The 23173-nt window shown below is 43.0% G+C and carries 21 protein-coding genes and 1 pseudogene; 11 read left to right on the top strand and 11 right to left on the bottom strand.

Annotated elements, in window-relative coordinates; translation table 11 throughout:
- Positions 1-149: 149 nt before the first annotated feature.
- The 6 genes from JOD02_RS06075 to JOD02_RS06050 all read right to left on the bottom strand — a co-directional run bounded on the left by JOD02_RS06075 (position 150) and on the right by JOD02_RS06050 (position 6382).
- Entirely contained in the window at positions 150-887 is a 738-nt protein-coding gene (locus JOD02_RS06075; RefSeq protein WP_204487893.1) for a GltB/FmdC/FwdC-like GXGXG domain-containing protein, read from the bottom strand.
- A gap of 198 nt (positions 888-1085) precedes the next feature.
- Entirely contained in the window at positions 1086-2339 is a 1254-nt protein-coding gene (locus JOD02_RS06070) for an NAD(P)/FAD-dependent oxidoreductase (protein WP_204487892.1), read from the bottom strand.
- Between the two features lie 268 nt (positions 2340-2607).
- Positions 2608-3096, bottom strand: a complete 489-nt coding sequence (locus JOD02_RS06065) for a 4Fe-4S dicluster domain-containing protein (protein ID WP_204487891.1) — start codon at positions 3094-3096, stop codon at positions 2608-2610.
- A 135-nt stretch (positions 3097-3231) separates the two neighbouring features.
- Positions 3232-4734: a glutamate synthase-related protein gene (locus tag JOD02_RS06060; RefSeq protein WP_204487889.1), complete on the bottom strand. Its 1503-nt coding sequence runs from the start codon at positions 4732-4734 to the stop codon at positions 3232-3234.
- Positions 4725-5828, bottom strand: coding sequence for a class II glutamine amidotransferase (locus JOD02_RS06055; RefSeq protein WP_204487887.1), 1104 nt, complete (start codon positions 5826-5828; stop codon positions 4725-4727). Before JOD02_RS06055 ends, JOD02_RS06060 begins: the two co-directional genes overlap by 10 nt.
- Before the next feature lie 389 nt (positions 5829-6217).
- A complete protein-coding gene (locus JOD02_RS06050) occupies positions 6218-6382 on the bottom strand; it encodes a hypothetical protein (protein ID WP_204487886.1) in 165 nt (54 codons plus the stop codon).
- A 1462-nt stretch (positions 6383-7844) separates the two neighbouring features.
- Between JOD02_RS06050 and JOD02_RS06045 the strand changes: the two genes are divergently transcribed.
- The 5 genes from JOD02_RS06045 (at position 7845) to JOD02_RS06025 (ending at position 10950) form a co-directional block, all read left to right on the top strand.
- Positions 7845-8057, top strand: coding sequence for a hypothetical protein (locus JOD02_RS06045; protein ID WP_204487884.1), 213 nt, complete (start codon positions 7845-7847; stop codon positions 8055-8057).
- Positions 8058-8152: 95 nt separating this feature from the next.
- Positions 8153-8608, top strand: coding sequence for a hypothetical protein (locus JOD02_RS06040; protein WP_204487882.1), 456 nt, complete (start codon positions 8153-8155; stop codon positions 8606-8608).
- A 112-nt stretch (positions 8609-8720) separates the two neighbouring features.
- Positions 8721-9356 carry a hypothetical protein gene (locus JOD02_RS06035; RefSeq protein WP_204487881.1) on the top strand — a complete coding sequence of 212 codons (636 nt, stop codon included), beginning with the start codon at positions 8721-8723 and terminating at the stop codon, positions 9354-9356.
- A 378-nt stretch (positions 9357-9734) separates the two neighbouring features.
- Positions 9735-10397: a hypothetical protein gene (locus tag JOD02_RS06030; protein ID WP_204487879.1), complete on the top strand. Its 663-nt coding sequence runs from the start codon at positions 9735-9737 to the stop codon at positions 10395-10397.
- 157 nt (positions 10398-10554) lie between these two features.
- Entirely contained in the window at positions 10555-10950 is a 396-nt protein-coding gene (locus JOD02_RS06025; protein ID WP_204487877.1) for a hypothetical protein, read from the top strand.
- A 65-nt stretch (positions 10951-11015) separates the two neighbouring features.
- On the opposite strand, the pseudogene JOD02_RS06020 reads toward JOD02_RS06025, so the two are convergent.
- Positions 11016-11123: pseudogene (locus tag JOD02_RS06020) on the bottom strand (hypothetical protein); the annotation flags it as partial.
- Positions 11124-11362: 239 nt separating this feature from the next.
- Here JOD02_RS06020 and JOD02_RS06015 point away from each other — a divergent pair.
- Entirely contained in the window at positions 11363-12637 is a 1275-nt protein-coding gene (locus JOD02_RS06015; protein WP_204487875.1) for an adenylosuccinate synthase, read from the top strand.
- Positions 12638-12690: 53 nt separating this feature from the next.
- Here JOD02_RS06015 and gatB read toward each other — a convergent pair whose 3' ends face one another.
- From gatB to gatC, 3 genes are all read right to left on the bottom strand, one after another.
- Positions 12691-14121, bottom strand: a complete 1431-nt coding sequence (gene gatB / locus JOD02_RS06010; protein WP_204487874.1) for an Asp-tRNA(Asn)/Glu-tRNA(Gln) amidotransferase subunit GatB — start codon at positions 14119-14121, stop codon at positions 12691-12693.
- A 179-nt stretch (positions 14122-14300) separates the two neighbouring features.
- Positions 14301-15767: an Asp-tRNA(Asn)/Glu-tRNA(Gln) amidotransferase subunit GatA gene (gene gatA / locus JOD02_RS06005; RefSeq protein WP_204487872.1), complete on the bottom strand. Its 1467-nt coding sequence runs from the start codon at positions 15765-15767 to the stop codon at positions 14301-14303.
- 139 nt (positions 15768-15906) lie between these two features.
- Complete coding sequence (gatC, locus tag JOD02_RS06000) at positions 15907-16206, bottom strand: Asp-tRNA(Asn)/Glu-tRNA(Gln) amidotransferase subunit GatC (protein WP_204487870.1); 300 nt, start codon at positions 16204-16206, stop codon at positions 15907-15909.
- Positions 16207-16481: 275 nt separating this feature from the next.
- On the opposite strand from gatC, the gene JOD02_RS05995 reads away from it, so the two are divergent.
- Together JOD02_RS05995 and JOD02_RS05990 are read left to right on the top strand one after the other, a co-directional pair.
- The gene (locus tag JOD02_RS05995) at positions 16482-17165 is read left to right on the top strand and encodes an ATP-binding cassette domain-containing protein (RefSeq protein ID WP_204487868.1); all 684 of its coding nucleotides are present in this window, start codon (positions 16482-16484) and stop codon (positions 17163-17165) included.
- Positions 17166-17178: 13 nt separating this feature from the next.
- Positions 17179-18090, top strand: a complete 912-nt coding sequence (locus JOD02_RS05990; RefSeq protein WP_394355750.1) for an ABC transporter ATP-binding protein — start codon at positions 17179-17181, stop codon at positions 18088-18090.
- A gap of 82 nt (positions 18091-18172) precedes the next feature.
- On the opposite strand, the gene JOD02_RS05985 is transcribed toward JOD02_RS05990, so the two are convergent.
- Positions 18173-19444: a methyl-accepting chemotaxis protein gene (locus tag JOD02_RS05985; RefSeq protein WP_204487865.1), complete on the bottom strand. Its 1272-nt coding sequence runs from the start codon at positions 19442-19444 to the stop codon at positions 18173-18175.
- A gap of 214 nt (positions 19445-19658) precedes the next feature.
- Between JOD02_RS05985 and JOD02_RS05980 the strand changes: the two genes are divergently transcribed.
- From JOD02_RS05980 to JOD02_RS05970, 3 genes are all read left to right on the top strand, one after another.
- Positions 19659-21590, top strand: a complete 1932-nt coding sequence (locus JOD02_RS05980) for an aconitate hydratase (RefSeq protein ID WP_204487863.1) — start codon at positions 19659-19661, stop codon at positions 21588-21590.
- Positions 21591-21659: 69 nt separating this feature from the next.
- On the top strand, positions 21660-22325 hold the full coding sequence (locus JOD02_RS05975; RefSeq protein ID WP_204487961.1) for a GntR family transcriptional regulator: 666 nt from the start codon (positions 21660-21662) through the stop codon (positions 22323-22325).
- 180 nt (positions 22326-22505) lie between these two features.
- Positions 22506-23144, top strand: coding sequence for a redox-sensing transcriptional repressor Rex (locus JOD02_RS05970; protein ID WP_204487861.1), 639 nt, complete (start codon positions 22506-22508; stop codon positions 23142-23144).
- The last annotated feature ends 29 nt before the right edge of the window (positions 23145-23173 follow it).

The raw sequence follows: 23173 nt of genomic DNA, 5'->3' as shown, positions 1-23173 counted from the left end.
AATGTGTGGATTATTTTACGCTTATGAAAGAAACATAACAATGGCTTGACTTTGCTATGGATGATCTTGATTCAGCAGAGATTATGCTTGAAGCAGGCAAGTACAATGCAGCATAATTATTATTGCAAGTTTCAGTTGGCGTTGAAAACTCAATACGCATACAGATTGCCATAAGGGCGATGGTTGTACGGATATATCTTCACAAATTGGCTGTCCATTATTGAGCGGTAGTCAAATCCGAAATAGTCAGAGAACTTCTTTACATATAAACCTATAATCTCCATGTCGCCATCCTCGGCCTGCGTCTGTTTTACCTCTTTTCCCAGTTTGTAGCTGTCGATGGGTATGCGCGAGTATATGACGCCGCCATGCATTCCGGTGCCACAGTAGTTTCCAACTATCTTTTGTGTGTCATCCACATTTAAGCCCAGCAGGATTATTATACCCCCTGCCATGTATTCTCCAAGAAAAGCTCCTGCTTTTCCACCGATTACGATGACAGGTTTCTTGTCCAAATATTCTTTCATGTGTATGCCTACCCGATACCCCACATCGCCCTTTATATAGACCTCGCCACCCCTCATTGCATATCCTAGAATGTCGCCCGCATTTCCGTGTATGACCACCTTGCCGTCGTTCATGGTATTGGCTACGCCGTCCTGGGCATTTCCGTGTACGACAATTGTTGCGCCGTCCATATAAGCCGCCATATCGTTGCCCGGGGTCCCTTCTATTATGATTTTGGAGTTTCCATGTATCCCGTCGCCTATATATCGCTGGCCTTGTACGTTCTTGACGAGTATTTCAGCAGCATTGCCTTTTATAAGCTGTTTAATCATGGCATTCAGGTCTTTATAGTGCATGCCGCTGGCATCTATCACTTTCATACGAATCATCCTTCCTCAATTGATTGTTGATGTTAGTGTAAAAGCCGATTTTGCTGCTAAACGAATTTGCTTGAATGCGCACTGAAAAAGAAAGTCGAGAAGTTGTTGTGTTATGCAGGCATCCGGCAAATTGAATTTTCTATGGAAAATCATCGGTTAATGACCGCTAGAATAATCGATTGAAAATAGCATAAACAATCATCCTTCCAGTATTAATTGGCTCCTGAGCGCTTTGGGTAAGTATATAAAGCCGAAGTCATCTCTCCCAAGCTGGTGTTCAAATGAGGATATATCTATCTTTCTCCTGATTAAATCGGTATATATACCTGCTCTGTCGATGTCATTTATTAAAAGATAGCCGACCAGGTTATTTCCTCTGATATAAAACTTCTTATAGGTGTTCTTTTCCTGGTTGTATATGGTTTTTACGGTTATGCCTTCACCGGGGGCTGACACGCCGGCACTCACAATTGAAAGGTCCAGTAGGGGCATTGAATTCATTATAAACCCCTTATCAAATATTTTTTGTGCTCCGGCCATGTTCTGTCCCGCTGTTTCTCCCTGTTTATAAGCGTTGGGGATTATTGGGATTTCGGTATTTCTTTCCTCTATGAAGTTATATCCCTCGGCCACATCGCCTGCGGCATAAACGTCAGGTATATTTGTCCTCATCATGGTGTCCACTATGATTCCTCTGTTTATCTTGAGCTTTGTGCCTTTGACAAGGTCGGTGTTGCATCTTACACCCGCTGCCAGAACAATAAAATCGCAGGGGACTTCCCTTCCGTCTTTGAGAAGCACGCCGATGGCGGCCTGATGGCCGAGGATTTTTTCTACACTGGTTTTGAGCAACACTTTGGCTTCGTACTTTTCGAGCATTTTCAGTGCCATTGAAGAGGCTGTTTCGTCAAATACCCGTGGCATGATCCTGTCCATGATGTCTATCACCGTAACATTTACGCCTCTCTGTACTAATGCCTCTACGGCTTTTAAACCGCTGAAGCTGGCACCTATGACCACGGCTTTTGAGTCCCTGGTTGCTACCTTCTCAATGGCTTTCGCATCATCCAGCTTTATGAAGTTAAAAACGTTCTGCTTTTCAACGCCTTCGATGGGAGGGGTTAGGGGTTTGCTGCCGGTGGCTATTAGAAGTTTTGTATAGCTTATTTTCCGTCCGTCTTCAAGAACTACTTCCTTTTTATCAAAGTCTATGTGCTGCGCTTTTACGCCCAATATAGGTTCTACGTTGTTGGCTTTATAAAAATCCTTACCGCGATAGTACATGTTGTCCTGAGTAACCTTTCCTGCCAGGTAGTAGGATATCAGAGGCCTGGAATAGGTATGGTAGGGTTCATCGGATATGATGACTATGGGATTTACTTTGTCGATCTTTCTTATCCCTTCGACCGCACCCACGGCAGCAACCGAATTACCTATGATAACATAGTTCATTTCTTAAGTCCCCCTTTGCAAAATCAATTATTATGCCTGTATTGCTCAGCTACTTTTCGAGAGTGTTCTCAGGTAATGCACGATTTTTAATGTTTTATTTATCTTTATAGTGGTAAAAACTTTTTGTTGAATTTCCCAAATTACAAGCAGCAATCAAAATATTTTTTAGACTTACAACCGCGTTTTGCCGCATTGGCTGTATTGCAACATCGCTGTTTTTAGACAGAGAATCCAAGTTGGCCAAGAAACATTGAGTCTGCCAGACTTTTTACAAATCATGGGATTTAACGGTATTCTTGATATACAGGGCCTCGTTGGGGCAGTTTTTAACGCATGCCGGCTCTAAACCGCTTTCCAGGCAAAAGTCGCATTTTGAGGCCACTTTTTTGTTTGTGTAATCGCGCCTGATAACGCCGTACGGGCATGCCAGTATGCAGGTCCAGCACCCTATGCATCTTTCGGTATCGTTTATGACCAGCCCTGTTTTTGGGTCTTTTTGCATAGCACCGGTTATGCAGGCTTTAACGCATTCAGGTTCATCGCAGTGCCTGCACTGAAGACCGAAGGATAGGGGTACATCTTCTTCAACTACTATACGGGGAAGTGGCCTTTTGGGAAGCTTTTTAAATGTCTTAATAAGGTCATGTCTGTATTTGGAATGGGCGGCGATGCAGTGAATCTCGCACAGCCTGCATCCTATACACACATCTTCCTTGGCGTATATCCTCTTTGGAGCTGTGATATTGGATTTATCCATTCTATAACACTCCTCGCTTTACCAGGATATTTAATAAAATGTGTCTTGTGCGGTGATAATTAATTTTGGTTATGTTTTATTTATTGCGATGAATGGTAATGGTTAACTAGATTTTATATTGAAAGCCTCTATGACTCATTCTCCGGCTGCCTTTATGCCCAGTATGTCAAGCTCTCTAGAGGTTAGCCCTATTCCCCGCAGCATGAGCCTGTTGCCACGCAGGCTTTCGATGGCGTTGATCCCCATGCCGCCCAGCATCTCCTTCATCTCGTGAGCCCAGGCTTTGATGAGGTTGACAAGCCTTCTGGCACCAATTTCAGGATTGAGCCTTTTTACCAGGTTGGGATCCTGAGTGGCTATACCCCAGTTACACTTGCCGGTGTAGCATTTCTGGCACATGTGGCATCCCATGGCAATTAAAGCCGCCTGTCCAATATAGACAGCGTCGGCACCCAGGGCTATCGCCTTTATAACATCTGCGCTGTTTCTTATGCCTCCCGCGCAAACCAGCGATACCTGGTTCCTTATGCCTTCCTGTCTTAACCTGGTGTCTACGGCGGCTAATGCAAACTCGATGGGTATTCCAACGTTATCCCGTATCCTCAAGGGAGCAGCGCCTGTGCCGCCTCTAAACCCGTCGATGGCTATTATATCGGCTCCGGCCCTTGCTATGCCCGAGCATATGGCTGCCACGTTGTGGACTGCTGCGATTTTAACCGCTACCGGTTTCTGATAATCAGTGGCTTCTTTTAGGGAGAATATGAGCTGGCGCAAGTCTTCGATTGAATATATATCGTGGTGGGGAGCAGGGGATATGGCATCGGAACCTAAAGGGATCATCCTGGTTTGGGATATCTGGGCGGTCACCTTTTCACCCGGAAGATGTCCCCCTATACCAGGCTTTGCGCCCTGACCGATTTTTATCTCAATGGCTGCTCCGGCGTTTAGATACTCTGGGTCAACGCCAAACCTGCCCGATGCTACCTGCACTATAGTGTTTTTGCCGTATTTGCGCAAATCCTTGTGAAGTCCGCCTTCGCCTGTGTTGTACATGATGCCCAGCTCAGATGCCGCCATTGCCAGGGCTTGACAGGCGTTAAAGCTTATCGAGCCGAACGACATGGCTGAGAACATGATGGGGACTTCAAGTTCCAGCTGAGGCGGCAGTTTCCCTTTGAGCTTTCCGTTTTCAACCTTAAGCATTTCGGGCTTTCGCCCCAGAAAGGTTTTAAGCTCCATGGGCTCGCGCAGCGGGTCTATTGATGGATTGGTTACCTGGCTGGCGTTTATGAGCATCCTATCCCAGTATATGGGGTAGGGTTTATCGTTGCCCATGCCGGTGAGCAGTATGCCCCCGGTTTCAGCCTGCTTGTATATTTCCCTTATAGCAGTTGCCGTCCAATTGGCGTTCTCTTTAAACTCAAGGGGATTTTTTCTTATAGTAATTGCCTTGGTGGGGCACAGGGTTACGCATCTGTGGCAGTTGACGCACTTGGAATCGTCTGCTAAAACCCTGTCTTCTTCCTCGTCATATATGTGTGCGAGGTTTGCGCACTGCCTTACGCATACCTGACATCTTATGCAGCGCGCGTCGTTTCTCTCTATTATGAATTCCGGTGTAAGAAGGCTTATGGCCATATATCTTCAACTCCTTCCAGTAGAGCAATTACTGGCTCCCCGCCCATAGGGGCCCATACCTCGTCAGGTTGTGGGCATACTGTTCTGACTGCTGATTCCTCGCTGGCGACAAACACAAAATCGCCTTTGGTTGCCGCCACCATCGGGCGAAGCTTTATCCTGTCGTTTAAAGCCAGTATACCGTTTTTGCAGGCCAGTATTATGGAAAATGGGCCGTTGATCAGGGCACTGCCGTATACCGCCCGTATCGCTTTCACGAGTTCCTGCCTCTCGTCATCCATCCTCTTTATTTCATCCCATAGCGATGCGGCCAGCGCGGTTACAACAATATCAAGGGGGAGTCGGTGTCTGCGTATCAAAAGGTCGAATATATAGGTGATGACCTCGGTGTCTGTCTGAAGTGTGCACTTGTAACCAAACATCTCGACCCACCGCCTGTTTGCATCGTAGGATGAGATCTCACCGTTGTGGACCACTGACCAGTCAAGCAGGGTAAAGGGATGGGCACCACCCCACCATCCGGGAGTGTTGGTGGGGAATCTCCCGTGTGCCGTCCAAATGTAAGCCTTGTATGTGTCCAGCATGTAAAATTCGCCTATGTCTTCGGGATACCCCACCCCCTTGAAAACTCCCATGTTTTTTCCGCTTGATACCACAAAAGCGCCGTCAATGCTTGAGTTGATCCTCATGACACACCTTACCACGAATTCCTCTTCGGTAAGGCCCCCTTCCATGAGCTTATCTTCTTTAGGCAAGACAAAGTATCTCCAGATTATGGGAGCATCCTTTATGGAGGGGATTTTCCTGGTGGGGATTTCTCCTGACAATTTTATGTCAAAATGCTTATTTAAAAATGCCTCGGTATCTTCTTTTGCGCCGCTGTGGTGATAGAACACGTGAAACGCATATAGGTCCTTGTATTCGGGGTATATTCCGTATGCAGCAAAGCCTCCCCCCAGTCCGTTTGAGCGTTCGTGCATCAGAGCGATGGACTTTACTATGTCATCCCCTGAAAACAGGAGGCCTTTTTTGTTTATAATGCCTGATATGGCGCATCCTGATGGAATCCTTATATCACCTTCACGAAATAGCATTTTAAATCACCCTGCTTCCTTAAGGATTTTCTACTTCTTGTATAAAACGAGGTATAACTTTTATTGATAAACGTTATAACAAAATGAAATATACAATACTACATCTTGCAAAAATTACACAAATCATTTAACTGTATATACAATTTAGGGCAATTTTGTTTAATTGATAAAACTAGAATTTATCGTATGTAACATTATATTTAAGTTTTTGGCACAAGTAAAATCGATAATGCTTATATACGATATAAAATAAAATTATGCAAGAAATAAAATTAAAAATTGCATTAAACCGCTAGTAGGGTAATATTAGATGTAGAAATATTTTTGAAATCGGGGATATAATATTAGCTGATTCTAAAGTTAGTAACTTTAAAGTTAGTTCTAGAGGTTTATATGCTAGTGGTACTTATACTGGTGGCTCGGGTCCGTGGGGTGGCAACACGATCCAGGCAATTCTCGAGTATATTCATACGTATCAAACTACTACCGGTGGCATTCAAATAACGGCTGGTCTTGGCGGCATAGGTGCTGGCTTCGTCCTCCAAACTACACATAAACGATGGAGCATTGTATGTATCATTAGTTGCCAGAAGTACTATTAAAACGTTATGGTATAATAAATTTATTTTTTGATCTTTCTTGGGGAATAAGAGAATAAATTTATAGAAAATCGTTGAAACTTGTTGGATTATATATCCATAAATGTTATAAGGTTGTAATGATGTTGTAAATAATTTGTAATATGTATTTTTTATAATAACTACAGATAAAAATTGAGAGGAGCATTCAGTATTACAAATTAGGAAAAACAGAAAAAGTATTTACAAAAACAGAGGACGCTGCTAAGAAAATTGCAGAAGACTTCTTAAAGAATAATATTGAACTTCCTGCTGACGCAGAACTAGCAAAAGTTCATGTAATGCGTTCAATTCCGTTGTTTGATGAAAAAAATCAGCCATTAGATAATCCCACTCCAGAGATTTTAGTATTTTTAAAAAGATAAGGTTACTGCTTACAGTAACCTTACCCTAATAAGAACGTAAGAAGGAGATTGGCTTTGAAAAAACCTTAATTATATTAGCATGTTTGTTTTTACTCGGCTGTGCAAATTCACGTTTGCAGCCATATAAGAATGGCGGGAATGAGAAAGCAATTCAACCAAATGAGATTCATGATACTGTCTCGAAGGAAACAAAGGAAAACAGTTCTGGAACTGATTCTACAACCACTTCTAAAACCAATGATATGAATACTCCGGGTAATTTGTCAGAAATGTTAATGACAGTTGAAAACGGGGGGGTCTAAAATTGGGTTATATGACTTCGGTACACAGCAATTTATTCCTGTAATGGATTCAGGTAAGTACTGGCTTTGCAGATATCTTCCCGAAAAGGAATCAATTGTATATGTGCAAGAGCGACAAGTGTTTATTTATGATATGAAAACAAAAAAGACAAGAGAACTGGTATCTATAGGTGAAAAAGAAGAGTGGGGAATGGATTTTTATGTGTCTTAGCAGGGTACGGAGCTTATTTTTACTACTGCAATATATCCGGATGAAGGCAGTTTTCTGTATGTTGTTAATCTGGAAAATGGAGCTTATCACAAGTTTGATAATATAGCTCGTGCCGTATGGTGGGGGGAGAAGATAATAGCTTGTGAAGTAATAGTGGATAATATAAATAAAGCAAGCATGGATAGCCATCTCGTTGTCATAGAGCCACATACTTATAAATCTTCAATTTTTAGCTAGACCGTTAGCCAAATAGATGGTATTATTCCTCTAAAGGACAGTATCATTATTGAAGGGGTTAAGAAGCAAGAAAAAGCAAAAAAACCGGAAGATCAATTGAAGGGGCTGTATGTTCTTAATAAAGAAGGAGAGATTGAAAAGATAATTTTTGAAGGTACACGGGAAGAGTACCCTAATATTGATAGGCTGGATTATTCCAAAGATTTTTCCAGAGCAGTATATACAGTAGGTGATACAGCACAGGGGAGAAAATATAAGGTTTTTTGGTAAGTTCAAAGGATACCCAACCTGAACTGATTTTCGAAGGTGAGTATGTTAATTATCCGAATATTTCAGAAGATGGTAAATATGTAGTTTTCAAAAAAGATTCGTCGCCCAAATCACAAATTATAATTTATGACATTGAAAAAAAAGAACAATATGAAGTTACGCCAAACTTGCCAGATGGCGGGGAATTCATTTTTTACGATTGGTAAGTAGGTAAGCATCGAATGGAGCACACCTTAAATATCTATTCTCAACCGCCGACCAGGATCAATTTATCAAATTTTATGAAGAACTTAAAAACCGTTTGGAAAATTGCTTCCAGAACCATTTGGAAATGGTTTATTTGTATCTACAAAATGATATTCCTGTCAATGTGTGGATTATTTTACGCTTACATATAAATTGGGATAATATAGAATTTGACTCCTCTGAAAGAGAAAAACAGATTATATCTTGCTCCCAAGCACTGGACAAAGTGATATCCTACCTAAAAGCTGCAAAGAATATTGATTATAATAAGGAAATGACTATTACAAATGTTGCACTTGTATATAGCAACAGCTTTGGTGTTTATGTACAAATCAAAGAAAACGGGGAGGTAGTGAACGAATTCAGGATAACCGGCCCAAGCTATTTAGATGAGGATGAGTATATAGCACTCACAACGGAAGGTATTAATGTGAACATCCCTGCTTTCATAGGCACAAAGCTTGAAAGCGAGCTAAGAAAAAATAATTATTCATTAAGTTATGGTAACTGAGGGTATTAAGCAAAAGTGTATTGTTAAGCGTATTCAAAGGGGAGTGATGACGATGTTTGGAGATCGAGAGTATTTTTAAGAAAGTTATTATTGGATAGGAGTGGTTACTAGCATGAAAGTATCAAAGAAAGACATCATTATTTTTATTTTACTAGCGATTATTATAGCTACGGCTGTTATAGCGGGTCATTATAAAATTCAAAGGGATAGAATGGAAACTTTTGTCAACCAAAGCTGCTATATGAAATTTGTTGATTATTTTTGGAAGCAAAATGAAAATCTATATGATCAATTTAAACCTATTTTTGAAGAAAAACATATAACGGTCAAAGAATTGGTTCCAATAAATCAATCGGCAAAAGAAATTGTGACTTTTGTTGATGAATTAACAGATTACTATAATGCGTTTTATGGAAACAGTAACAACATATTAGGAGAACCGAGTCAATATATACAGCTTATGCACTCAGTAATTTATGTGGAAACATTTAAACTATTAAATGGAGGCAAATATGAAATAGAAATACCCGATTACCTAATTGAATATTTCAATCGTGTCCAGCTAGAAGAAAAATTGAGTCTAATACAAAAAGTTATTCAAGAATTTAGGAACCAACATGCAACATATTTGGAAAATCCATTGATGAATCCTGCGGGGAAAAGTTTTTTAAAAGATGCTTACTGGCAAAAACTATTCGATGAATTAGATAATCGGGTGTTACACGTATATAGATACATAAATCCATAGACAGTATGTGACTGCTCGACTTCAAAAAAATACTTTGACAAATATCTAGCGGCATTCTGCCTCTAATTTATTAGGGGCAGAATGCCACATTCAACAAAAGGTGGTGTTGTGTATGAAAAAGAAGTTGGTAATTATAGCAATTACGGCAGGGATTTCCGCAGGAATATATATTGCCGTCTATTTTATTTGTAAATCATATTTCATGTGGTGAAGTCCTATGCACAGTTATACAGCGGACTGGACTACAAGACATTATTATATTTGGTAATCACACAGTTAAAGTAGCGTCATCAGGTTATGACAGTGTCTATAATGCTGTTGTTGCATATAATTCATCTAGTGTACCTGTGCACGCGGCAGTGAGCAGAATAAGAATCTTTGGTCTGGAAAGCAAAATTGTTCAGTGTATTTATCCATGCTATCCCCGATTTCCAGATCATTGCCAATAAACAAGGAGCGTTTTTTTATGAAAAAACCTGTATTGTAATAATATCTATTCTGACCATTGTTATAATTGTGTGTAGCATACTTAGGATGAACAGCTTCTCGCTTGCGCTTAGGAGAGCTGGACTTAATCCCTATGATGTCATACCCTTGGAATCAGACTTTGATGCCAATGGGGACGAGATCAAAATAATAAAGAGCAGCTCTGACAAACAGGAAATAGTGCTGGTGTATATGGTGAAAAACAAGATGGGGTTTTGGTCTGTCGGCTACCAGTCTCCAAATCCACATCCCGAGGGAGAACTGGATGAGATACAACCCGTCTACATCGGTTGGATGGGACCCGCTGGTACAAAATGGTATAATATTGGTGGAGACACTCCCTTTGAAATGGAATATCATCTATTGTACTATGGTAATAACGCCATTAAGCTCATCGAGTTTCTATCAGGCCAGATTCCGAATAATGTGGCTGTCAATATCCAGCAGGCCGGTAATGAATATAGTATTCACCTTATACATTTTGATGTCCCAGATGTTTTCAATAACATTAACATGCCTTCACTTCTGCTCGAGGCTAAATGTATCAAAGAATAAATAAGGGAGGAAGGGAGAATATGAAAAGAACTCATATATATATATATATATAGCAATTATTTGGACTGTACCGTTGTTTTTCTTTATAATTTTTTGTTTACACGTTTATTTATACACTACAAATGCAGGTATTTACAAATTTGAAAAGTTATTTGACATGAAGCTGCCTAAAGGTACGGCCTGGGAAGAATTATATGATAGTCATGGTGGGTTCCACGGTGACGGAGCGCTACTATATCGATATACTTTTACCGCTGAGGGCGAAGCCAAATTTCTTTCATATATCACAGAACAAGATAAATGGAATCCTCTTCCGCTTTCCGATGCATTAAATTTACTCATGTATGGGGAAACGGTTGAGGAAAGTGACGGCCGATTTGCTGAGGAGGTTGGGCTTCCTAAAGTCATCAATGGGTATTGGAAGGTAGTGAACAAACAGGGTCATAGAGATATTGACATGAAATACTTGGAAACCACTCATTCATTTAACTTTGCTTTGGCAATATATGATGTTGACAATAAAGTGTTATATATGTTTGAAATTGATACATAACCAAAAACACTCTCGAAAAGTAGCTAAATAACATAGGTACAACCATTGATTTTGCAGAGCAACCTTGCAGATAAGGTGCTGCCCGGGTTAAAGCCGAACCAACCAAACCACAGCAGGAATGTGCCCAGGGCGGCTAGCGTAATGCTGTGGCCCGGGATGGCGTTGACTTTTTCTTTGTGGTTTGGACAGCTCATGAGTGGGCCCCAGTTTTGTGCGTATTTAATCCAGGTTGATTTATGGCTCAGGGAATATGGTATTAACATAATTGCCTGATTTACTTATAAGATGTGCTCGTGATATAAGTACAGCTTATACATTAAATAAAATTAGTGAATTTTACTAGTGTCTTTAGGAGTAATATAATTAGAAAGTAAGAAATGCATATGATAATCTGTTTTTTGGAGGTAATGCGATGGTTAAGGCTATTGTGGGTGCCAATTGGGGCGATGAGGGAAAAGGCAAGATTACCGATATGCTGGCGGCAGAGTCGGATATAGTGGTCAGGTTCCAGGGAGGGAGCAATGCGGGGCATACGATAATAAACACTTACGGGAAATTTGCTCTGCATATGCTGCCCTCGGGAGTGTTTTATCAGCATGTAACTAATGTGCTGGGACCGGGCGTGGCTCTTAATATAGAGATGCTTGTAAGAGAATTAAAAGCTTTGGAAGAGAAAGGGGTGCCACGGCCCAACATTCTCATATCTGATCGCGCTGAGGTTGTAATGCCGTGGCATATACTGCTGGATAGATATGAAGAAGAGAGGCTGGGCAGCAGGCAGTTTGGCTCTACAAAATCTGGTATTGCACCATTTTATTCAGATAAGTACTACAAGATAGGGATACAGGTGTGTGACCTCTATTATCCTGATATATTGAAGGGAAAGATAGACTCCATATTGGAAGTTAAGAATATAATGTTAAAAACCCTTTACGATGCTCCACCTATAGATGGTGACAAGGTATATAACGATTTTTTGAGACTGGGCCAAGAGATAGAGGATATGGTGGGAGATACCACCGTTTTTTTACACAAGGCAATTAAAGAGGGCAAGAGGATTTTGTTGGAAGGGCAGTTGGGAGCGCTGAAAGATCCGGATCATGGGATTTATCCTTATACCACATCTTCGTCGCCATTGGCCGGTTTTGCCGCTGTGGGTGCAGGCATCCCGCCTTATGAAATAAACGAAATTATAGCTGTAGTAAAGGCATATTCCACATGTGTAGGAGCGGGCCCATTCGTAACAGAGATTTTCGGGGAACAGGCGTCGGAGCTTAGAGAAAGGGGTGGCGATGCAGGGGAATACGGGGCCACAACCGGCCGACCACGAAGGATGGGATGGTTTGATGCGGTGGCGACAAGATATGGCTGCAGCATACAGGGAGCAACCTCTATAGCATTAACGCTTCTGGACGTGCTGGGATATCTCGATGAGATACCCGTATGCGTTGCTTACGACATCGAAGGGGATGTGACGCAAGACTTCCCTGTTACACCTCTGCTTCCTAAAGCTAAGCCTGTATACAGGATGTTTCCCGGTTGGAGATGTGATATAAGGGAGGTCAGGAAGTACAGCGACCTTCCTGATAATGCTAAAAGATACGTGGAATTTATAGAGGAGTTCATAGGTATCCCCATTAAGATGATATCAAACGGCCCCAGGAGGGAGAATATAATATTGAGGTAGAGGTTAAACTGCCGGAGTGAGACAAAAAAAGAGGCAACTTTGAGGTTGCCTCTTTATTCTTCCAACTTTTTTATGAGCAGTTCGTTTAAAAGCTGCGGGTTGGCTTTACCTTTGGTGGCCTTCATAGCCTGTCCTACTAGGAAACCAATTGCCTTTTTCTTACCTTTTTTGTAGTCAGCTACTGAATTGGGATTCTCCTCGATTACCTTTTCTACAACCTGAAGGAGAATGGATTCGTCGTTTAAAACCTCAAGGCCCTGCTCTTTGACTATTACCTCGGGGTCTTTCCCGCTGTCAAACATGTCTTCGAATACTTTTTTGGCTGTGGGGCCGTTTATTACTCCTTTGTCCAGTAATGCCACCAGCTTTGCCAAATATGCCGGCGGGAATGGAATCTGGGATACTTCAAGGTTTCTTTCGTTAAGTATTCGCAACATATCACCCATTACCCAGTTGCTGATGGCTTTAATGTTGTTGCTGACTTTGGCTGCTTCTTCAAAGAAGTCAGAAAGCTCCTTTGAAGATGTAAGCACCCCTGCGTCGTATTCGGGCAATCCGTACTCCATCATATATCGCTGTTTTCTGGCGTCGGGGAGCTCTGGCAATTCTTTCTTTAACCTTTCTACCAGCTCTTCTTTGATGATCAACGGAGGTAGGTCCGGTTCAGGGAAGTACCTGTAATCCTGTGCATCTTCCTTGCTTCTCATGGGATAGCTTTCTCCCCGGGCGTCATCCCAGCGCCTGGTTTCCCTTTCTATTGTCCCGCCGGACTTTACCACTTCTATCTGACGGGCAATTTCAGCTTCAATTGCTCTATAGACTGCGCGGAAGGAATTTAAGTTTTTCATCTCCGTCCTTTCGCCTAATTCTTTGGAGCCTTTGGGACGAATAGATATATTTACATCGGCACGCAAGGAGCCTTCTTCCATCTTACAATCAGAAACTCCTATGAACTGCAATATTGCCTTGAGCTTTTCAAGGTAGGCCTTTGCCTCTGCTGCAGAGGATATATCGGGTTCGCTCACTATTTCAATGAGCGGTACACCTGTACGGTTGTAATCCACATAGGAATAGTAACCGTATTCGCTGTGCACAAGCTTTCCTGCATCTTCTTCCAGGTGAATCCTGTTTATGCGAATTTTCTTTTTTCCGTTTTCGGTTTCGATTTCGATATACCCGTTTTTGCATAGCGGCAGGTCATATTGTGATATTTGATACCCCTTTGGCAGGTCAGGGTAAAAATAGTTCTTTCGATCTTGTTTGGTGAAATAAGATATGGTGCAGTTTGTAGCCAATCCTGCTTTTATAGTGTATTCTACTGCCTTGCGGTTTAGTACCGGGAGGGTTCCAGGCATGCCAAGGCAGACAGGACAGCAGTGGGTATTGGGTTGACCACCAAATTCTGTGGTACAGGAGCAGAATATTTTCGATTTGGTAGATAACTCGGCGTGTACTTCCAGGCCAATTACCGCTTCGTATTCCATTTGCCTTCACCTCTATCGTAGTTTTTCTCATATTGAATCTATCTTGCAGGTCTAATTAAGTAGCTTTTAAGTTGTGTCCTAATCTCAACGAATTAAGTGGTATACTCCAGTGAATGTATGCATAGGTATATCCTCGCACAACTTTCATTCATCTAAATGTTGATAAGCCAAGTATACATTTATTCGTCTATTTTGGGCTTTGCTTTATGAAAATCGGTGTTCTGTTCAAATGTATATGCAGCCCTTATGATGGTGGGCTCGTCAAACCTCTTTCCTATGATTTGAAGCCCTATGGGCAGAGACTGCTGATCAAATCCACACGGGATGGATATAGCAGGAAGCCCTGCTATGTTGACCGGTGCAGTGAATACATCTTCCATATACATCTGAACAGGGTTGTTGATTTTTTCGCCTATCTTGTATGCTGTTGTAGGCGATACCGGCCCTATGATGATGTCGTATTTTTCAAAGGCTTTATTAAACTCACGGGTTATGATAGTGCGAGCTTTAAGCGCTTTCTTATAATATGCATCATAATATCCCGAGCTCAATGCGTATGTGCCCAGCAGTATCCTGCGTTTCACTTCGGTGCCAAACCCTTCACTCCTTGAGCGCATGCAGAAGTCAAGCATGTCCTTGGGGTTGGCAGCCCTGTATCCAAATTTTACGCCATCGTATCTTGCAAGGTTTGAGCTGGCTTCTGCAAGGGCTATTATGTAATATGTTGGTACCACATAGTCCATGATGGGGATTGATATCTCTTCGCACTCTGCTCCCAGGTTTGAGAATACCTTTACGGCATTGAGTACGGCATCTCTTACCTCCCTTTGCACGCTGTCAGCTATAAATTCGCGAGGCACCCCGATTTTCATCCCCTTAACGTCATTTACCAATGCTTTCGTGTAGTCGGGCCGTTCTCTCCTTGAGGAGGTCAAGTCCATGGGGTCATGTCCTGCTATGGCGTTTAATACCAGTGCACAATCGGTTACCGTTTTGGTCAGTGGACCAATCTGGTCAAAGGAGGAGGCGTAGGCTACAAGCCCGAATCGGGAAACCAAACCATAAGTGGGTTTAAGTCCCACACACCCGCAAAACGAGGCTGGCTGTCTTATTGACCCCCCAGTGTCCGAACCAAGGGTATATATGGCTTCTCCTGCTGCTACTGCAGCTGCTGAACCACCGCTTGAACCCCCAGGCACCCTTTCTGTGTTCCATGGATTTTTGGTTTTTTTAAAGTAAGAACTCTCTGTAGAGCTACCCATGGCAAATTCGTCCATGTTGAGTTTGCCAAGCAATATGGCACCGTTGCTGTAAAGCCTTTTTACTACGGTGGCATCGTAGGGCGGAACGAAGTTGCTGAGCATTCTGGAAGCACAGGTGGTGAGTATGCCTTTGGTACATATGTTGTCTTTTATGCCCATGGGTATGCCTGCCAATGGGGAATTTAAAGAGCCTTCATCTATCATTTTTTGAACGCTTTCGGCCTGTTCCATGGCCTGCTTTTCAGTGACAGTTATATAACATTCAAATTTTGAATCTAATTTTTCTATTCTATTTAACATGTATCTTGCTAGTTCAGGTACGCTGACCTCTCTTTTCCTTATCAATTCATGGAGTTGGCTTATGGTGTATTCATGGAGTTTCACGAAATTCCCTCCGTTCTTTACCATTTTGTGGTTATTGAGTTATATTTTGAAAAAGCTGATACGGTTTATAGGCATTTTCTTTGCAGTAAAGGGTACTTCCTTTCATAAACGTGGTTTTCGTTAAAACACGGTTTAAGAATTACTCAACGACCTTTGGGACGGTAAAGTATTCTGAGTCTTCCTCTTCTTCAGGATGTAATAGCTGTGCCCGCTCGTAGGACTGGCCTACTACGTCGTCACGTAACGCATTTTCAAATACATCCTCTTCCATGCTTAAAAATTCCATGGCGTCAATATTAGATGTATCCAGCTCTTTTAGCTTGTCAAAATAAGAGATGACCTTGCTTATGTCCGAAACCATGTTAGCTTCTTCGTTTTCATCAAGCTGCAGCCTAGCGAGCATTGCAATGTATTCAATTATTTCTTTTGTTATTGCCATACCTCTTTACCTCCAAAGCTGATATTAGCGTTATTATCTCTACATATATAGAGGATAAACTTTTTGTCTTTATGTTTCAAGCATTATTTTAATTTTTTTATAAATGGCTTGATATTTTTCCAGAGGTGTTTTGTTTAAATAAAGTTTTATTTTAAAAAAGGAATTTCGGGTGTTGACGTCGTATATAAATAAAGAACGACGTTTGTAAGGCAATCATGTAAAAAGTGTTTTCCCAAATTTTATAAAAAGTTCATTTAAAAAAGGTTGTGATTGGAGTGAAACCGGTTATAATCAGGACGGAAGGCGTAACGCGGTATTTCCCTTCAGGCAGGGAAGTGGTGTATGCCTTGAAGGACGTCAGCATTTCCATTGAAGCGGGCACTTTGACCATTTTAAGAGGCCGTTCAGGTTCTGGTAAGACCACCCTTATAAATCTGCTGGGGGCATTAGATAAACCCAATAGCGGCAAGATATACTTTAACGGCAACGAGATCACAGGTCTTCCGGAATCTAAGAGGGATCTAATACGGCAAAAGGAAATGGGGTTTGTATTTCAATCCATAGCGCTTATTTCTATGATGTCGGCTTATGAAAACGTGGAGTTTGCTTTAAGGGTGGCTGGGTATGACCCTAAGGAGAGAAAGAAGAGGGCTGAGGAGTGCCTTGCTTTTGTAGGGCTTCAAAAGAGGATGCACCACAGGCCTCACGAGCTGTCTGGAGGAGAGCAGCAGCGCGTGGCCATAGCTAGGGCTATTGCCCATCGTCCACGTGTGGTGTTTGCTGATGAGCCCACCGCTGAACTGGACACCCACACCGGATTGCAGGTGGTTAAGGTTTTTAAAGACCTGGTCGAAAAGGAGGGGTTGACGGTGGTCATGACCACCCATGACCCCAGTATGGTTGATATAGCTGACCGGGTGTTTACATTAGAGGATGGGGAGATTGTGGATGAGCGATGAAGGATTAAAATACATGGTGGTGTGCGATAATTTAGTTAAGATATACAAAGTGGCTGACATCGAAGTGGTGGCGCTACAAGGTTTGGACCTGATGGTGGAGAAGGGCGAATTTATGGCCATCATCGGAAATAGCGGCAGCGGCAAATCTACGCTTCTTAACATACTGGGTGGATTGGATCGTCCATCTGCGGGTAAGGTATTTGTTGACGGAAAGGATCTATTGAGGCTCAGTGATAAACAACTGGTCAAGTACAAGAGGGAGACTGTTGGTTTTGTATGGCAAAACAATGCTCGGAATTTGATACCTTATTTGACTGCACTGGAAAACGTAGAACTTCCCATGCTGTTAACCGGTAGGGCCAGGAGGGAGCGGGCGCTTGAACTTCTTGATATGGTAGGGTTGTCACACAGGAAAAACTACAAATTGGAACAGCTGTCTGGAGGTGAACAGCAACGCGTGGCCATTGCCATTGCCCTGGCCAATAACCCCAAGTTGCTTCTAGCCGATGAGCCTACAGGAGCAGTAGATACCAGGACGGCATCTCAAATACTGGATGTATTCAGGAAAATAAATGATGTCCTGGGCGTTACCGTAATAATAGTTACTCATGATAGACAAATTGCTAGGAAGGTAAACAGGGTGGTAGCTATACGTGATGGCAGGACCAGTAGTGAATTCATCCGGAGGAAGTCCTACGCTGAAGAGCTGGCTGAATTGAGCAACGATATAGGGACTGTGGGTGCAGATACCCATGAAGAGCTGGCTGTACTTGATAGGGCAGGGCGGCTTCAGCTTCCTCACGAATATCTGCAGGCCTTGGGGTTGACAGGCGAAAACAGAGTAAAGGTTGAGCTGGAAGGAGACAGGATTGTGATCATGAACCCGGATCGCTCAAAGGGTATAAAGCGCTCTTTTGGGAATTGACAGAGATTGGGGAATTGGTTAAAACTAAAATAAAGCGTCCTAGCTTGGACTTTTTACCAATGAAGCTAGGACGTTTTTCATTTCAAACTTTATAAGCCTCTACATATTTTCTGAGCTCCAGGGAAAGTTCACTTAAGGTTTTTGAGTAGGAAGCTATCTGTTCTATTACGTTTCTCTGTTCAGTGGTGCTGGCTGCTACTTGCTGGCTGGCGGCAGCAGCCTGCTGTGAAACCGCTGAGATGTTCTGTATGGCTTCGATCACCTTGTTTTTATCCTCTTCTATGGCTGCCATGGATTGGCTTATGTTGTTTATGCGGCTTATTACATTTTCGATGCCCTTTGAGATGGCGTGGAATGCTTGGTATGTATTGTCCACCGCTTTTACTTGGTTTTCCATGACGGCCCTTACCGAGTCTATTATACCTGACGCTTTATCGGCTTCTTCTATGATTTTTGTCATTATCTCCTCGACCTGTTCGGTGGCCTTTTTGGTGGCGTCGGCCAGCTTTCTGACCTCATCAGCGACGACTGCAAACCCTCTGCCGGCTTCGCCTGCCCTTGCCGCTTCTATAGCTGCGTTAAGGGCAAGTAAATTGGTTTGTTCTGCAATGCTGTTGATGGTGCTGACGAATTCTCCTATGCTCTTTGATTTTTCAGCTGATGAATTGATAAATTCCAATACTTTGGCAGCAGCCGTTTGGCTTTGCTCGTTTGACTGGCGAAGCGTTTTGACTGCTTCCAGTCCCTGCTCATTCAACTCTCGCATTTTATTAGAGTCTTCTACTACTTTGTTAGTGTTTTCATATACCAACTGGATTTGTTCAGATAGCCGGGTTATTAGGCTTACACCTCTTTCGGCCTCTGCAGCCTGTTCGGACGCTCCGTGGGCTATCTCATTCATAGAGGCGGCGATATCGTCTATAGCCTGGTTAACCTTAATGGTGTTGGTATTTAAGAGTTCAGCAGCGTCCACCAAACGCCTGGTGATGTTTTTTAATGAGGACATTATGGATTTTAGGTCGCTTATCATGTTGTTGAAGCTGGTTGATACGGCTTGGAGGTCTTCAAATTCTGAGAGGTTTACAGTGTAGGACAGGTCCCGATTTTTTATCCGGTCCATTATGTAGCTGATGGATTCTACTTTTGAATGTATTGATTTCATCAATATGTAAGCTGTAAGTTCCAGTATCGCCAGCTTTAATAAAAATAGAAAAATGATGGAGAGAAAGCTGATATTTGGTACAACAAGTTTTTCCATTACTGTGGCTATAAGTGCAAGGATGGCTGCGAATGCAAAAGGTTGTTTTATTGCAAATTTCATGGCTTTTTGTTTTAACCGCTCTAGAACTCCCATATATACACCCCTTCTTTTATTGGAATTTTCGATTTGTGTTTTATTATACCACAATATATAAATTGGCAAAATAAAACTTTTTTCCCTTTTTGACTTGTCGATTAATGGAGAAACGGCTTTGTCCGCAAGAAATTCATTGACACGGCTTGTATAATTGTATACAATTATTGTAACCGTTGCATGTGGTTCTAAATACGTCAAAGGGGGATTGTCAATGGGGAAAAATATAGTGCAGAAGATTATAGAGAGCCATTTGGTATCCGGCAAGATGATACCGGGAGAGGAGATTGCCATTTCCATTGATCAGACCTTGACTCAGGATTCGACAGGGACCATGGCTTATCTCCAGTTTGAGGCTATGGGTGTACCGCGCGTGAAAACCAAAAAATCGGTGGCTTATATAGATCACAATACTCTTCAAACGGGTTTTGAGAATGCCGATGACCACAAGTATATCCAAACGGTTGCAGCTAAATATGGTATATACTTTTCCAGGCCGGGCAACGGCATTTGTCATCAGGTACATTTGGAAAGGTTTGGGAGGCCCGGTTGGACGCTTCTAGGCTCTGACAGCCATACGCCTACCGCAGGTGGAATCGGCATGCTGGCCATTGGTGCCGGCGGGTTGGATGTGGCAGTTGCCATGGCAGGAGGGCCTTACTATTTTACTATGCCAAAGGTGTGCAGGGTGGTGCTCAAAGGGAAGCTTCAGCCATGGGTGAGCGCAAAAGACATCATCCTCGAGCTCTTAAGGAGGCTTACCGTCAAAGGCGGGGTTGGCAAGGTCATGGAATACGCCGGCGAGGGGGTTGCTACGTTGACGGTGCCCGAGAGGGCTACCATCGCCAACATGGGCGCAGAGCTGGGTGCTACCACATCTATCTTTCCCAGCGATGAGGTAACCAGGGCTTTTATGAGGGCTCAAGGGCGTGAGCATGAGTGGATCCCTCTTGAGGCAGACCCAGATGCCCAATACGATGAGGAAATTGAAATTGACTTGACTAAGCTGGAGCCTTTGGTGGCGCAGCCACATAGCCCTGATAATGTGGATACGGTAAGGAATGTAGGTCCTATCAAGGTGGATCAGGTTGCCATTGGAAGCTGTACCAATTCTTCTTATCTTGACCTGATGCGGGTAGCAAAGATATTGAAGGGCAAGACTGTGCATCCAGACGTAAGCCTGGTAATATCTCCTGGTTCCAAGCAGGTTTATACTATGCTGGCGCGCAATGGTGCGCTGGCGGACCTGATAGCGGCAGGGGCGCGTATTCTCGAATGTGCTTGCGGACCGTGTATTGGCATGGGCCAGGCGCCGGCCACTAATGCGGTATCGGTACGAACCTTCAACCGCAACTTCTATGGACGCAGCGGCACTCCCAGTGCAAAGGTGTATTTGGCCAGCCCTGAGGTGGCGGCGGCTACTGCTTTGACGGGTGTGCTGACTGATCCGCGTACACTAGGCGAATATCCCCAGGTTGAAATGCCCGAAACCTTTGAAATTAACGATAACTGTATCATCCCTCCTGCTCCGGAAGGGACAGATGTAGAAGTGGTCCGTGGGCCCAACATTAAACCCTTCCCTGTTAACAAAGAACTTTCAGACAGAGTAGAAGGGATAGTGCTCCTTAAAATGGAGGACAATATTACTACCGACCACATTATGCCGTCTAATGCAAAGCTGCTTCCCTACCGCTCTAACATCCCTTATCTTGCCGATTATTGCCTTACTCTGGTGGATAAGGATTTTCCTGAACGCGCGAGGAAGGCAGGAGGCGGTTTCCTGGTGGCCGGGCATAATTATGGTCAAGGGTCCAGCAGAGAGCATGCGGCTTTGGTGCCATTGTATCTGGGCATAAAAGGCGTGATAGCAAAATCCTTTGCCAGGATTCACATGGCAAACCTTATAAATTCAGGCATACTGCCATTGACGTTTATGGATGAAAAGGACTATGATGAAATTGACCAGGATGACAAGCTGGTCATTGAAAACGCCGTGGAGCAGATAAGACAGGGCAATGTGCTCATCGTAAAAAACCTTACAAAGAATAGAGATATAAAAGTAGGATTGAATCTATCTCCTAGGTTAAGAGAAGTCATACTGGCGGGAGGTTTGCTCAATTACACCCGAAAGAATTCGGGACAATAAGCGAGAGAGTGAGGTATTATGGAGGATTTTGAAGAGAGCAGAGTGGCAAAATCGAAAAAATTTGCCAAAATGCAATCCCTTGAGAGGTATTCTCTGCATTCGTATGTGTTTAACTATATTCGTGATGCCATATTGAATGGCCGCTATAAGCCAGGCGATGCGCTGGTTGAGACAAAACTGGCTGAGGAACTGGGAGTGAGCCGGACTCCCATACGCGAAGCCATAAGACAGTTAGAGCTGGAAGGTTTAGTGATTTCTATTCCCAATAAGGGAGTGGTAGTAAGTGGCGTTTCGCAGCAGGATGTGGATGATATATATACCATACGCTCCATGCTGGAGGGTTTGGCGGCACGGTGGGCGGCACAACGCATAGATGAGCAGGCGCTTAAAGAATTGGAAGAGATTGTAGAGCTTATGGAGTATTATACTAGGAAAAACGATTTTGACCAGCTCACGCAGCTGGATACGCGCTTTCACGGCGTAATATATGATGCCTGTGCTAGTAAAGTGTTGAAACATCTACTGGATAATCTGCTGAGATATGTGGAGCGAGCACGGCGAGGTTCTTTAATGGTACCCACACGGGCCCATCAGTCGCTCAATGAGCACAGGAGCATTTTTGAGGCGATTATGGAAAGGAATGCAGCAGAAGCTGAAAGGCTTATGGCTGAACATATTTCCCGTGCCATTTTAAACCTACACTCTCTTACTGAGCAGCATGAAGAAAAGGGTTGACGAAAAAGCATTCTCGGCTTTTAGATATTTAAGCTGATAAGCCGGGAATGCTTTATTTTTGCAGTTTTGTATTGAACTTGTTTGTATTATTTGTTACACTGATATTGATAGTAGCAATTTTGAAATAATGGTATTGACGTGGCTTAAACGGTGTTTAACCTTTCAGGAGGTGAGTTTGATATGGAAAGAGACAGGCGTAGGGTTTCTGAGGCGGTTATACGGAGATTGCCCAAATACTACAGATACCTTACAGAACTTAAGAAAAAAGGTGTGCAACGGGTATCGTCCAGTGAGCTGGGTCAGAAGATGGGGCTTACAGCATCCCAAATCAGGCAGGATTTTAATTGTTTTGGGGGGTTCGGGCAACAAGGGTATGGCTATAATGTGTCGGAGCTGTGTGAAGAGTTCAAAAAAATACTGGGATTAGATAGACAGTACAACATGGTAGTGGTAGGGGCCGGGAATTTGGGTCAGGCTCTAGCAAATTACAGTGGCTTTGAGAAAGAGGGTTTTTTTATTAAAGCCATGTTTGATGTAAATCCCCGCCTGATAGGCATGTCTATTCGTGGTATTGAAATATATGATGTGGATAACTTGAGAAACTTCGTAGCAAATCAGCATATAGATATAGGGGTTATTTGCACTCCCAAGGAAAAGGCACAGGAAGTGGCTGAACTTTTGGTAAGTTGTGGCATAAAATACATCTGGAATTTTGCCCCTGTTGACGTCGTTTTGCCAGATGATGTTATAGTTGAGAACGTTCATTTAAGCGACAGCCTTTATATACTGTGTTATAGGATCAATGCGGTGGAGTCATGAATGAAGTGATAAAATGTTGATGGCGTAAT

The sequence above is a fragment of the Caldicoprobacter guelmensis genome (genome assembly GCF_016908415.1).
GTDB classification, from domain to species: Bacteria; Bacillota; Clostridia; order Caldicoprobacterales; family Caldicoprobacteraceae; genus Caldicoprobacter; species Caldicoprobacter guelmensis.
The sequence above is the reverse complement of the archived record's forward strand: the minus strand, read 5'-3'. Positions and strand labels throughout refer to the sequence as shown.

Coding starts and splice junctions, on each gene's coding strand:
- JOD02_RS06075 (WP_204487893.1), bottom strand. CDS start 887: ATGAAAGTGATAGATGCCAGCGGCATGCACTATAAAGACCTGAATGCC.
- JOD02_RS06070 (WP_204487892.1), bottom strand. CDS start 2,339: ATGAACTATGTTATCATAGGTAATTCGGTTGCTGCCGTGGGTGCGGTC.
- JOD02_RS06065 (WP_204487891.1), bottom strand. CDS start 3,096: ATGGATAAATCCAATATCACAGCTCCAAAGAGGATATACGCCAAGGAA.
- JOD02_RS06060 (WP_204487889.1), bottom strand. CDS start 4,734: ATGGCCATAAGCCTTCTTACACCGGAATTCATAATAGAGAGAAACGAC.
- JOD02_RS06055 (WP_204487887.1), bottom strand. CDS start 5,828: ATGCTATTTCGTGAAGGTGATATAAGGATTCCATCAGGATGCGCCATA.
- JOD02_RS06050 (WP_204487886.1), bottom strand. CDS start 6,382: ATGTGTAGTTTGGAGGACGAAGCCAGCACCTATGCCGCCAAGACCAGC.
- JOD02_RS06035 (WP_204487881.1), top strand. CDS start 8,721: ATGAAAGTATCAAAGAAAGACATCATTATTTTTATTTTACTAGCGATT.
- JOD02_RS06025 (WP_204487877.1), top strand. CDS start 10,555: ATGAAGCTGCCTAAAGGTACGGCCTGGGAAGAATTATATGATAGTCAT.
- JOD02_RS06015 (WP_204487875.1), top strand. CDS start 11,363: ATGGTTAAGGCTATTGTGGGTGCCAATTGGGGCGATGAGGGAAAAGGC.
- gatB (WP_204487874.1), bottom strand. CDS start 14,121: ATGGAATACGAAGCGGTAATTGGCCTGGAAGTACACGCCGAGTTATCT.
- gatC (WP_204487870.1), bottom strand. CDS start 16,206: ATGGCAATAACAAAAGAAATAATTGAATACATTGCAATGCTCGCTAGG.
- JOD02_RS05990 (WP_394355750.1), top strand. CDS start 17,179: ATGGTGGTGTGCGATAATTTAGTTAAGATATACAAAGTGGCTGACATC.
- JOD02_RS05985 (WP_204487865.1), bottom strand. CDS start 19,444: ATGGGAGTTCTAGAGCGGTTAAAACAAAAAGCCATGAAATTTGCAATA.
- JOD02_RS05980 (WP_204487863.1), top strand. CDS start 19,659: ATGGGGAAAAATATAGTGCAGAAGATTATAGAGAGCCATTTGGTATCC.
- JOD02_RS05975 (WP_204487961.1), top strand. CDS start 21,660: ATGCAATCCCTTGAGAGGTATTCTCTGCATTCGTATGTGTTTAACTAT.
- JOD02_RS05970 (WP_204487861.1), top strand. CDS start 22,506: ATGGAAAGAGACAGGCGTAGGGTTTCTGAGGCGGTTATACGGAGATTG.